At 63.9% G+C, this 12,053-nt stretch carries 11 protein-coding genes; 5 read left to right on the plus strand and 6 right to left on the minus strand.

Features of this window, described 5'->3' with window-relative positions:
- Positions 1-132: 132 nt before the first annotated feature.
- Entirely contained in the window at positions 133-1,581 is a 1,449-nt protein-coding gene (locus PD284_RS09275) for a caspase family protein (RefSeq protein WP_274627918.1), read from the minus strand.
- A gap of 575 nt (positions 1,582-2,156) precedes the next feature.
- Between PD284_RS09275 and PD284_RS09280 the strand changes: the two genes are divergently transcribed.
- Together PD284_RS09280 and PD284_RS09285 are read left to right on the plus strand one after the other, a co-directional pair.
- Positions 2,157-4,643 (plus strand): autotransporter, encoded by a 2,487-nt coding sequence (locus PD284_RS09280; protein WP_274627919.1) that lies wholly within the window; start codon positions 2,157-2,159, stop codon positions 4,641-4,643.
- Between the two features lie 44 nt (positions 4,644-4,687).
- Positions 4,688-5,782 (plus strand): P1 family peptidase, encoded by a 1,095-nt coding sequence (locus PD284_RS09285; RefSeq protein WP_274627920.1) that lies wholly within the window; start codon positions 4,688-4,690, stop codon positions 5,780-5,782.
- 19 nt (positions 5,783-5,801) lie between these two features.
- Here PD284_RS09285 and PD284_RS09290 read toward each other — a convergent pair whose 3' ends face one another.
- Both PD284_RS09290 and PD284_RS09295 read right to left on the minus strand, forming a co-directional pair.
- The gene (locus tag PD284_RS09290) at positions 5,802-7,055 is read right to left on the minus strand and encodes a coiled-coil domain-containing protein (RefSeq protein WP_274627921.1); all 1,254 of its coding nucleotides are present in this window, start codon (positions 7,053-7,055) and stop codon (positions 5,802-5,804) included.
- A gap of 128 nt (positions 7,056-7,183) precedes the next feature.
- A complete protein-coding gene (locus PD284_RS09295) occupies positions 7,184-7,762 on the minus strand; it encodes a DUF1134 domain-containing protein (protein WP_274627922.1) in 579 nt (192 codons plus the stop codon).
- A gap of 314 nt (positions 7,763-8,076) precedes the next feature.
- On the opposite strand from PD284_RS09295, the gene chpT reads away from it, so the two are divergent.
- On the plus strand, positions 8,077-8,724 hold the full coding sequence (gene chpT / locus PD284_RS09300; protein ID WP_274627923.1) for a histidine phosphotransferase ChpT: 648 nt from the start codon (positions 8,077-8,079) through the stop codon (positions 8,722-8,724).
- A gap of 151 nt (positions 8,725-8,875) precedes the next feature.
- Positions 8,876-9,244 carry a response regulator gene (locus tag PD284_RS09305; protein ID WP_274627924.1) on the plus strand — a complete coding sequence of 123 codons (369 nt, stop codon included), beginning with the start codon at positions 8,876-8,878 and terminating at the stop codon, positions 9,242-9,244.
- Between the two features lie 73 nt (positions 9,245-9,317).
- Here the strand turns inward: PD284_RS09305 and ctrA are convergent, their stop codons facing one another.
- Positions 9,318-10,013, minus strand: coding sequence for a response regulator transcription factor CtrA (ctrA, locus tag PD284_RS09310; RefSeq protein ID WP_274627925.1), 696 nt, complete (start codon positions 10,011-10,013; stop codon positions 9,318-9,320).
- A 430-nt stretch (positions 10,014-10,443) separates the two neighbouring features.
- Here ctrA and PD284_RS09315 point away from each other — a divergent pair, with 430 nt between their 5' ends.
- Complete coding sequence (locus PD284_RS09315) at positions 10,444-10,821, plus strand: flagellar export protein FliJ (protein ID WP_274630587.1); 378 nt, start codon at positions 10,444-10,446, stop codon at positions 10,819-10,821.
- A gap of 56 nt (positions 10,822-10,877) precedes the next feature.
- On the opposite strand, the gene PD284_RS09320 is transcribed toward PD284_RS09315, so the two are convergent.
- Together PD284_RS09320 and PD284_RS09325 are read right to left on the minus strand one after the other, a co-directional pair.
- Positions 10,878-11,684, minus strand: a complete 807-nt coding sequence (locus PD284_RS09320; protein WP_274627926.1) for a TrmH family RNA methyltransferase — start codon at positions 11,682-11,684, stop codon at positions 10,878-10,880.
- A 129-nt stretch (positions 11,685-11,813) separates the two neighbouring features.
- Positions 11,814-12,032 carry a heavy-metal-associated domain-containing protein gene (locus PD284_RS09325; protein WP_274627927.1) on the minus strand — a complete coding sequence of 73 codons (219 nt, stop codon included), beginning with the start codon at positions 12,030-12,032 and terminating at the stop codon, positions 11,814-11,816.
- Between the last annotated feature and the right edge of the window lie 21 nt (positions 12,033-12,053).

Below are 12,053 nucleotides of genomic sequence, written 5' to 3' on the forward strand. Positions count from 1 at the left end.
CGATGGAAGATCGCAGAGGCGCGGCCTGCCCAGGTTCAAGGCATCGGTACATGACGGCGGTGCTTCGGACGGCCTGTCGGGCGTTGGGACCATGCATCGGCGCAAACCAGCGGGACGGCCGGGCGCGAGCGGCTAGAACACGCCGCCAATGCCGATGCCGCCGCTGATATCAGGAGGCGGGGCAGCCGGGCGCGTCCCGCTGTTGCTGCGCCGTGTCGAGCGCTGCTTGGTGGGCTTGCCGTTCGTGGCCCTGCGACCGCTGTCCGTCGATGCGCTGGCTTCGCGCACCTTCTTGACCGCCACCGGCTGCTTGCAGATGCGGCCTGATCTGAGGAACAGGTCGCCGAGCAGTTCGACGGTCGGTTCGGTCGCGCCGGCGGCCTGCTTTGTGTTGCGATAGTAGTCCGCAAGGGCGCGTGTAGATCCCTTGCCCCAGTCGCCGTCGACTTCCATGCGATAGCAGCCGAGGCGGCGCAGTTCCGTCTGCACGCTGCGCGCCAGCTCGGTCGCCTTCGCCTCCGAATCCTCGCCGGTGGAGGTGCCGACGATGAGCGTCTCGAGGCCCGAGACCACGCTGTCGCGCGCGCCCTCCATCCTGGACAGGGTCGCAACCTGCGTGCCGGCGGGCGGCGCGGATGCGGCGGCCGGTCCTTCGACAGAGCGCAGCGTCTGACCCACGATCAGCACTGCGGTCTGCAGGTCATTGGAAGCAAGTTCGACCTGGAGCTTCTCCTTCGCCGCAGGGTCGGCGAGGATGCGTGACAGGCTGGCGCTGAGTTGGGTCGGGTCGAGGACCTGCTGCTCGGTGAAATAGAATTGCTCGCGAAGGTTCGACTGGTCCCAGGGAACCTGGCGGCCGACCGTCAGGGCCTCGGTCTCGTTGCGGACACGGATCATCATGTCGGAAATGCTGAGGCCCGGTATCTCGACATTTTTCAGGAGGGCAGTCGTGAAGGGGCTGTTCTGGCCCGCGCCGTCCACCGTCACATTGCCGGGCTGGGTGGCGAACGCCACGAAAGTGTTCTCGCCGACCTCGACCTGGGCCAGACCGTCGCTGCCCGCTCCCTGGCCCATCGGGTTGTTGCGGCATGCGTCGAGGAAGATGAAGGTCTGGCGGTCACGGCTGGCGAAACGCGCGATCACCTCATTCAGCCTGATCGCCCGCGCGGTCAGTTTCTCGACGTTGTCGGGGTCGAGCGTGTCGATCGGCAATAGATAGTTCTCGCCCTGGATCTGGATGCCGTGGCCGGCATAGAAGATCAGCACCGACGTTGCGGTCGGCAGCTTTCTTTCCGCGTCGCCGAGCAGCTTCTTGAAGCCGTCCGAGGTCAGGTCGCTTGCGGACAGCACCTCGAAGTTCAATCTCTTCAGGCTTTCGGAGAGCCGCTGCGCATCGTTCCCGGCATTGGGAAGCCGGTCCAGGCGGGCGCTTTGGTAGTTCGAGTTGCCGATGACGATGGCCAGGCGATTGCGCGGCTGCGCACCGGCCTGCTCTTCGACCGCGGCGCGTGTTGCGACTGCGGTGAGCAGCACGAAAAACAGGACTGCCGGGATGGTGAAGAAAGCTCTGTAGAACGCCATGTCAGACTGCCCGTTCCTGTCTCGCGAACAGCAGCGGGTCGCCGATGCATTCCTCGATCTGACGGGATGATCCGCCGGCGCCGCCAAAGACCAGCAAGTTTTTACACCAACAACCGCTTCAAAGATAGGGCGACGCCATCCGGTGACGTCTTGCGGCGATTGGAAACGGCAAGCACGTTCAGGTTGATGTGAGCATCTAGTCTGCACGCGTCCAAGCAAAAGGACGCGCATCGTGCTTTTCATGCAACATGCCCAGCGGGAGCCATCCTGTTCGGAATCCTGGCGTTGTTGCGTCTATTAACAGATCAGCAAATATGTTCCATTTCAAATGCTTGGAAGGAAATATTAAGGACCGGCGGATTCCAGAAAATGGTTCGCGCTGCTGCGTTTTCGATCAGTTCAGACGCTCTACCCGACAGACGCATGACTGCGGCTAACTATGTCGCGCAGCAAACGGTGATGTTATGTTCGAAGCTCGGTTGGCATGAATCAGCCCCGATCTCGCGGAGAGGGCCGCGGTTGAGCTGCCAGACGCCGCCGTGCGTTCCGATGCGGCGAGATCGGAAGGGGACACCATGCTCGTCTGCAAGAAGTCGGTTCGCTTCGGTGGCGTCTCGGCGCTCGCCATTGGTGCGGCGATGGCCTTCTTTCCCTCCGCGGCGGAAGCCTGCACCGCCACCCCGACCGTCGTCGGCGGCGTGGCGACGTCGGTTTCCGTCTCCTGCGTGGCCGGCGATACCGCCGCGCCGTACGCCACGAGCTTCACCGCGTGGCCGATCGGCCTTGCTACGGTCAGCTATGACGGAAACGGTCCTGACACGATCACCATGACCGGCGGCACGATCTCTTCCGTGAGTTCGTTTCCGCCGCCCGTTTTTGACGCCAATCCGGAGTTCTTCCTCGATCCCAGCACCGGCGTCATCGAGATGCTGGACGGGATCGACGTCTTCAACATGAGCGGCGGTACGATCGGTAGCGCGACGGATGTGATCGGTCTCAGCCTCGGGGCCGGCGCTGACCAGTTCCAGATGAGCGGCGGAGAGATCTCGGGCTCGATCTTCGGCCTCGGCGGCGGCAACACCTATGTCATGTCGGGCGGCACGATCGGCGGATCGATTTTCGCCGGCAGCCAGGACGACAACGTTACCATTTCCGGCAGCGCCGTCATCCAGGTGATCTCCAGCGGAGGGCCGGACGCGGTCGGACTGGAGGACGGCAACGACGTCTTCACGATGACCGGCGGCACGCTGAACGGCGCAGTCAGCGGCGGCGCCGGCGACGACGCGCTCAGCATCAGTGGCGGCACGATCGCCGGCTTCGTGGCCGGCAACGACGGCGTCGATCAGGTATCGGTGTCAGGCGGCGTCATCCAGGGCGACATCAGTGCCGAGACCGTCACGCTGACGGGCGGCACGATCGGCGGCAACATCACGGGCCTCACCGGCAACACGCTTGTCATCGACGACTCGGCCTCGGCAGCGCCGCTCGTGTTGCTGAACGGTGGGGTCTTCAGCGGCGCCAACGCCGTCGGCACCATCAACAACACCAACCTCGCGGCAGGCGGCACCCAGCTATTCACCGGCTTTCTCAGCCTGCTTACGCAGAACTCGATGTTGGCGTTCGGGCCCGGCTCGACCAACAACATCAACACGCTGACGCTCGGCCCCGGCTCGACACTCTTCGTCACCGGGCCGTCGCAACTCACCGGCACGCTGATCGCGAACGGCTCCACGATATCCATGATCAACGGCGTCGCGAACGACGTCTTCACCCTTGGCGGGCTCGCGCTCAATGGCGCAACGATCGGCGTCGACGTCAACCAGCAGACGATCCAGGCCGACCAGATCGTGGCTGGCGGCTTCGCCGCGGCGGGGACCAACACGATCCTTGTCAACCTGCTGGGCGCTCCGAACTTTGCGGGGGTGACCGACATTCCGATCATTCTGTCGGCGAATGCTCCGGTCGCCGGCACGTTCGTCGTGGCGGGAGCGCCGGCTACCCCCGGCGCCCTCTTCAGCTTCCAGCTCGTTCAGGGTGCCGGCGGCGGCCTCGTGCTCAGGGCGACGCCGGTGAGCGCGGGGGTCGCCCTGGCCCCACACAACGCGATCGACGTCGCATCCGTGGACACTGCCCTCGACGCACTCGACGGGATCAACGACGACGCCGCCGACTTCGGCCTGGGACTGACCGGTCGCAGCCGGGGTGTGTTTGTCACGCCTTCCTTCGGCGTGTTCGCCTCCGGCCAGTTCGCCGAGGTGGATCACGACGGCTTCGAAATCTCCGGCGACAATATTGTCGCGACAGGTCCATCGTTCGATGCCAGCGACTTCTCTGCGGCGATCAGCCTCGACTTCAACGTGGCGAAGCACTTCGGCTACGACGACAAATATGGCCTGAATGTCGGCGCCTTCGGCGGCTATACGTCGACCGATGTCGATATGGACGGGTTCGAGTCGTTCGCAAGCGTCGGCGAGGCGAGCAACGAGGCTGGCATGTTCGGTGGCTACGGGCTGTTCCGGCAAGGCCTGAACTATGGGCTGGTCTCGGCGACCGCCTTCCTCGGCCAAACCGACGTAACCAACGACGTGCTCGGGACCACCGGCAGCTACGATACCGAAGGATACGCCGTGACGGGGTCGGTCGGGCATATCTACGCGATCGGCGACCGCGCCCGGTTCGATCTGCGCGGTGGCCTGCTCGGCGTGTGGTTCGAGGGCAGCGACTTCACCGACAGTGGGGGTAACTCCTACGGGAAGGCGCGCATCTCGTTCGGCGCACTCAAGTTCGAGCCCGGCATCTATGCCGACTACGAGCTCGAGAACGGCATGATCTTCAGCCCCTATGCCCGCGCCGACATCCAGCAGCGCTTCAGCTACGAGAACACCGCCAGCATCGATGGGGTCAGGTTTGCGTTCGACGATGCGGACTTCTCGGGGGCACTTTCGACAGGCTTCAACCTGAAGGTTTCGCAATCGACGACGTTAAGCGCGGAGGTGCGGGGGAAGGCCTCGTCGGACAGCACGACGCTTGCGGGCAAGATCGGCCTCAAGGTAGGCTTCTGAGAAGACAGGCGCCGACGCCGACTTTGCCCGAGGTAAAAAGCGACATGACCACGACGCGCGCTCGCTCGCTGGGGCTCGATTTTCGCGGCGCGCCGGGAAGCGACAACGCCGTGACCGACGTTGCCGGGGTCAAGGTCGGCTTCTCGACGCTCATCGATCCGGAGCGCGGCATACGCACAGGCGTGACCGCGCTTCTGCCGCGTGACGATCGCGATTGCCCCGTTCCGGCATGGGCAGGCTGTTTCGCTCTCAACGGCAATGGCGAGATGACCGGCACACACTGGATCAACGATGCCGGCTATTTCTTCGGTCCCGTGTTGATCACCAACACCCATTCGATCGGAATGGCGCATCACGGCGCCGTCAAATGGACGATCGATCGTTACGCGAAGGCCTTCGAGGAGCAGCGGCTCTGGACCATGCCCGTGGTCGCCGAAACCTGCGACGCCACGCTGAACGATATCAACGGGCTGCACGTCACCGCCGAGCATGCTCTGGAGGCGCTGGACACGGCCGCCTCAGGTCCGGTCGCGGAGGGGGCGGTCGGCGGCGGGGCCGGCATGATCGCCTATGAGTTCAAGGCCGGCACGGGAACGTCCTCGAGGCGGGTCAGGATCGATGGCGCGACCTACACAGTCGGCGCGCTCGTGCAGGCCAATCACGGGCTGCGCCCATGGCTGACGGTGCTGGGCGTTCCGGTCGGCGAGTTCTTGACGGAGGGCCGCCTGAGGCAGACCGAGTCCGGCTCCATCATCGCGATCGTCGTGACTGACGCGCCCTTGTCGCCGCTGTCGCTGCGGCATGCCGCCCGCCGCGCCGCGATCGGTGTCGGCAGGGGAGGGACGCCCGGCGGCAACAGCTCCGGCGATCTCTTCCTGGCCATCTCCACGGCGAACGAGCGTCCGTTGCCGCACATCGCGGGTTCCCGCGAGACGTTCGAATTCCTCAATGCCGAATGGATCGACCCGGTCTATCTCGCAGTCGTTGAGGCGGTCGAGGAGGGGGTGATCAATTCCCTTGTCGCGGGACGCGATACGCCGACCTTCAAGCCGCCCGGAAAAATCTGCCGCGGCATCGATCACGAGCAGCTGCGGGACGTCATGCGCCGTTTCGGGCGTCTGCGTCCGGCTGCGCTCTGAGCGCCAGCCACCGGGCAGCCTACTGCTTGGAGGCAGCCGCCTTCTGCAGCGCGCGAACCCTGTCGGCCAGGCTGACGACGACCTTGCCGTCGGCGTCGACAGGACGCGGTGCGTCGGGCGCTTGGGCGATCGCCTTGGCGGCGTCGGAATCGCTGTCGCCCAGCATGATGGCCATGTTGACTACCTCTGCTGCGAGATTGCTGATCTGCTCCCGCAGGCTGGCGCTCGCAGGGCTTTGGGCACTGGAGTCCCGCGCGGCAGACGTCTCAAGCGCGCCAAGCTGGGCACGCAGTCTCTTGTTCTCGCGCAGGAGCGTAGCCAGACGTGTCTCCATGCGCGTGCGATCTCCCTTTGTCGCCATGTCGCCGCCAGCCCCGCCTTCGCCGCCCGCGCCCAAGGGCATGGACGCCAGTTGCTCGGTCAATTCGGCAACCTGACTTTCAAGCTTGAATCTCTCGGCGTTCGCTTCGGTCAGCTTCTCGCCAAGGTCGACCTCGACATCCGACAGGTCCTTCAACCGGTCTCTCAAGCGCGCCAGTTCCCTGCTGCGGCGGTCCAGCTTCTCCTCCCGATCGGCGGCGGTCGACATCAAGCTGTCGATCTTGGCCTGGAGATCCGCGGCTCGCTTTTTCTCCGTCCCCAGCGCGTCGGTAGAGGATTTGCGTTCCACGTCGAGAGCGTTGAAGCGACGGTCCGCCTCCCGCTGATCGCGGGCTGCCCGCGAAAGGTCGTCACTCAGCTTCTCGACCTCCGATTCACGTGCCGCCAGCTCGATCTGGCGGCCGCTGGCGGCCAAGGTCGCCTCGTCGAAGAGGCCGTTCAGGCGCTTCAGCTCGAGCGCGCGGGCCTCAAGGCTGCGGTTGGCTTCGTCGAGCCGGCCGGTGGTTTCCTGAAGCTGCTCCTCGCGGCGATGCAACTCGGCTGCGATCTCGGCGCTGCGTGAACCATGTGCAGCCGATGCGGCGGCTCCTTCGTCGCGCTCGGCCGTCAGCCGCTTCATGGTGTCCCGGTTGCGCGCGACTTCCGCGCTCTGCTCGGCCAGTTTCTGCTTCGCCTCTTTCAGGTTCATTTCGAGACGACGCGTGGTCATGGCGAACTCCGCCCGCAGCCTGTCCTTGTCCGCCTGCAGCTCGTTGAGCGTCAGCGGCACGGACGCCTCGATGCGCCGCCGTGTCAGGTTGACTGCCCGCCGCCAGATTGCCGGCGCGATCATCAACGCGAGGAACGCGGCGCACAGGAAGCCGAGTGCGAAGAACAGGGCGGATTCAATCACCGGGCACGGATCCCACTGCGCAGAACGACGGCGTGGCAAGCTTACTTGCCACGCCGTCATTCCTTAAAGCCAGAGAGGCGGTCGATCCAGCCCGTCACGCTTTCAGGGCCTGGACCGAGACTTCGGCATCAGAACGGATTCCAGGTCGGGCGCTGGGTCACCTTGAGGTAGCCGACATTCACGCCCAAGCGCGCTCCGACCCCGGTCCGTACCGGCACCAGCAGCATGTTTTCGTGCTTGAGCACGTTGACGCCGACGCCGGCGACCACATAGGCGGAGCCGGAGACGCCGATGAACCGGTGGTAGAGGGCGTCCACCGAATCCAGGTTGTAGACGAGCATCATCGTGCGCGAGCCCTGGCCGCCGAAATCCCAGCCCAGGGACGGGCCTTGCCAGAACAGCTTATGGTCGCCGGCGTTCTTGGTGTACAGCGTGCCCTCGCCGTAGGTCAGCCCGCCGACGAACGCGCCCGAGCCTTCTTCCCCGAGCACATAGCCGTTGGGGAGGCCATAGCTGGAGAAGATGTTCTCGACGGCGGTCGCCAGCCCGCCGGAAGTCGCCCCGAAGAAGCGATGGCCTGAATCGATGATCTCCTGGGCCGTGTATTCATTTGCAGCAACGGGCGCCGCGAGGCCGAGTCCTGTCAGAACGACTGTGATCGCGAACAGGGCGCGGGCGACGGTGCGCGACAGATATCGGGTGAACATGCTTCCAAATCTCCATGCAGGAGCACATTGCCGACGCCTCTGATTCCTTCCTGCTTCTTGGCGGCCGATCGGGAATCAATTGGGGCGATGCTAGGCCGTAATCCTTTTTCAACCATTAACCGATCACATGATCGAGGCCCAGCGCCGGCGCAGCCGTCGCCATTGGGCTGGGGCGGACAATTAGTCCAAGGGAAATTTTGAACCCGCCGGACTGAGGCCACACAAAACTTGTTAAAACTCGTTTGATTGCGATGATTCGGTGCCCGTCGCCGCTTGGCTGGCCGAAAATTTGAGAGATTGCGCGGAGACTATCGATGGCTGAAATCTTCAACCTGTCCGCCGCGGAACTCGCGGCGCTTCTGTGCAGCCGGGTCTGCCACGACATCATTTCGCCGGTCGGCGCGGTCAACAACGGCCTTGAGCTTCTCGACGAGGGGGCGGCCGATGATGCGATGCAGCTGATCAGGACGAGCGCGCGAAAGGCGTCTGCGCGGCTGCAGTTCGCCCGCATCGCGTTCGGTGCAGCCGGATCGGCAGGCATGCTCATCGATACCGGCGACGCCGAGGCGGTCGCCACGGCCTATCTCAAGGACGAGAAGCCGGAACTCACCTGGCAGGGCAGACGCGCCCTCTGGCCGAAGAACAAGGTGAAGCTCCTCCTCAACCTGCTCCTGATTGCGCATGCCGCGATCCCCAAGGGAGGGCGCATAACGGTTACGCTGGAAGACGTCGACACGGACCCGAAGTTCACGCTGGCATCGGCCGGCCCCGCCGCGCGCGTGCCGCCCAAGTTCCTTGAACTCCACACGGGCCAGAAGCCGGAGGAACCTATCGACGCCCACAGCGTGCAGCCCTACTACACGCTGCTGCTGGCGCGTGACGCGGACATGGAGATCAAGATCCATGTCAATCCCGAAGAGATCGTTTTTGGAGCGGTGTCCCGGGTCGCCGCGGCCGCATAGCCGCGGCATCGCTACACGCGCTGGTTGCTTTTCCGCTGATTGATGAAAATTTTACCTACCCTGTTCCCCTGATTTTTACGCGCCGCGTCTAGTGTGCATCCGTCGTTGCCGATGGGGCGGCAGTGGTGGGACGCATTTGGGGGAATGGGACATGAAGCGCTGCCTGTTTGTGGATGATTCCAACGTCATCCGGAAGGTCGCGAAAAGGATCCTGACGGGGCCTGACGTACTTGTTCTCGAGGCTGGCACGGGCTTCGAGGCGATCGACATGTGCGCCGAGTACATGCCGGACTACATTCTCGTTGACGCCGTCCTCCCCGATCTCCCGGTGGAGGATTTCATCCGCAACGTGCGATCCATTCAGGGATCGACCCCGCCCCGTATCGCGATCTGCCTGACGGAAATGGACGTTCCGGCCATCATGCGCGCCAAGCGCGCAGGGGCGCAGGGCTATCTGCTGAAGCCGTTCGACCGCGCTCAGCTCCTCGACAATTTTCGCGTCCTCCAGGCCGCCGCCTGAATCCAAACAGCCCAAACAGAAAGCCCGGCGCATGGCCGGGCTTGATGAGGTAGGCGATCGATCCAATCGACGATCAGGCGCTCTCGCGCATGTCTTCCGGCTCGCGCAGCACGTAGCCGCGGCCCCAGACGGTCTCGATGTAGTTCTGGCTGCCGGAGGCGGCGTCGAGCTTCTTGCGCAGCTTGCAGATGAAGACGTCGATGATCTTCAGCTCCGGCTCGTCCATGCCGCCATAAAGGTGGTTGAGGAACATTTCCTTGGTGAGCGTGGTGCCCTTGCGGAGCGAGAGCAGCTCCAGCATCTGGTATTCCTTGCCGGTGAGATGGACGCGCTGTCCACCGACCTCGACCGTCTTGGCGTCGAGATTGACGATCAGGTCGCCGGTGGTGATGACCGACTGGGCGTGGCCCTTGGAGCGGCGCACGATGGCATGGATGCGGGCGACGAGCTCGTCCTTGTGGAACGGCTTGGTCATGTAGTCGTCGGCGCCGAAGCCCAGGCCGCGGACCTTGTCTTCGATGCCGGCCATGCCGGACAGGATCAGGATGGGCGTCTTCACCTTCGACAGGCGCAGCGTGCGCAGCACCTCGTATCCCGACATGTCCGGGAGGTTCAGGTCGAGGAGAATGATGTCGTAGTCGTAGAGCTTGCCGAGATCCACGCCCTCTTCGCCGAGGTCGGTCGTGTAGACGTTGAAGCTCTCGGATTTAAGCATCAGTTCGATGCTCTGTGCAGTCGCACTGTCGTCTTCGATCAGCAGAACACGCATTTCATTCCCCTTTTGCCGCTGAACGGGTCCGCGATCCCCCGACGCTGCGGCAGTGATGCCTCGTTGAGGCTGCCATCGATTGGTTAACAAAACCTGATTCCGCTTCGGGAGCGATATCAGATTCTTTAACCTCCTTGTACACTCACTCGCAAAAAAGCCTGGCCAATCAACACGGGGCCCTGCGCTTTGGCCGCTGACCGCATCCGCTACGCACCTTTCAGACGATCAAAATCCGCCGTCCGATTTTTACCCCGCCTTAAGGCCTCGCTCCTATGATTAACAATGCCCGTAAACGAAAGGTTACCAGCGGGCCACCCTATTAGGATTCTGTTTCCGAAAGGGTGTTTCCGACCCCTCGCTCGGGGATTTGCAGCGCGGGGGTCGGCGCCGAAAGGCAGAGTTGTGTGTGCGTGTTCGGGAGTTTGTAGGCATGAAATCTCGTGAGAATCTCGTGCGGCTAAAGCAATTTCAAGTCGGCGAGAAACGGCGGCATCTCATGCAGCTGGACATGATGATTGCCGAGTTCGAGCGGATGGCGACCGAACTGGAAGTCCAGGTCGCTGCCGAAGAGAAGAAATCGGGCATCACCGACATCAACCATTTCGCCTATCCAACCTTCGCCAAAGCGGCGCGCCAGCGCCGGGACAATCTGCGAGCGTCACAGAATGATCTGCTTCAGCAACGCGCTCTTGCACAATCCATACTCGCCGAAGCTGAAGCGGAGCTGTCCAAAGCGGAGATGCTGGAGTCGCGCGACACCAAGGCGCGCGAAGTCGAGCCGGTTGCGCGCGGCGTCATGATCGGCTGAGGCATTGCCAGCGGCGCTTCCGCAGCCGAGGCGAAAGCCCGATCTTGTGGATACGTCTAACACCTTCGCTGTCGCGCCAGATGATGGAGGGCGATCGCGGAGGCCGCGGCCACGTTGAGGCTGTCAAAACCTTCCGCCATCGCGATGCGGGCTGTCGCGATCCTCGACAGGATCTCGGGAGACAGGCCTTCGCCTTCGGTTCCGAGGAAGAGCGCGGTGGGACCCGCCGGCCGCAGGTCCATCAGGTCCGCCGCCCCGGCCGGCGACATGGCGATCATCCCAAACCCTTGCGCTGCAAGCTTCTCGATGATCCCCGCCGCACTGGGGGCGACAAAGAACGGCACCTTGAGCGCCGCGCCGACCGAAACCCGGATCGCCTTGCGGTAGAGCGGATCGCAGCAGGTCTGGTCGAGCAGCACGGCGTCGACGCCGAAGGCCGCCGCGTTGCGGAAGATCGCGCCGACATTGTCATGATTCGAGATGCCGACGAGGACGACGACCAACGCGTCGGGCGGCAGGCTGTTCAACTCGTCGACGAGCTCTGCCGCGGGGCGGCGTCTGCCGATCGCCAGGACGCCGCGATGCAGATGGAAGCCGGCTACACGGTCGAGAACGTCGCCGTCGGCCACGTAGACCGGCGTCTCCGGCGGGGCGACGGCAAGCGTTGGCGCCATGCCCGGCAGGCGGTTCTCCAGCAGCAGCACGGACTCGACCTCGAAACGCCGCGCCGCGAAGAGCACGTTGAGCACGACCTTGCCCTCCGCCACGAAGAGGCCGTGGCGGCCCTTGAGATCGCGCTCCCGGATGTCACGATAGGCGGCAATTCGGGGGTCGTCGGGATCGGTGATGCGGATGGGAACCATCCGATCATCTCTCGGCCGCCGGCCTGAGACGTGTCAACAGGGGCCGCCCGGAAACCGCCGGAAACGGCGTGGCGGCATGCGTTCGCTGTCAGCAAGAGCAGCATGCGAGCTGGCTGCGCGCCGGGCGCTTCATTCTTGTGAGGATGCAAGCCTTGCCGGATAGCCCGCGCCTTTGATCGCGGCAACGAGCGCCGAAGGATCGACCCCGTCACCCGCACGCACCAACGCCTCTCCGTCATCGACCTTCACGTCGACCGATTGGACGTGCTCGACGCCCGACAATGCGCGCTCCACGGCGCGCGCGCATCCGCCGCAGTGCATCCCTTCAACCTTCAACTGGACAAGCATTCTTGGTCTCCGCAATCTGAA

Origin of the sequence: Mesorhizobium shangrilense (assembly GCF_028826155.1) — a bacterium.
Taxonomy (GTDB): domain Bacteria; phylum Pseudomonadota; class Alphaproteobacteria; order Rhizobiales; family Rhizobiaceae; genus Arvimicrobium; species Arvimicrobium flavum.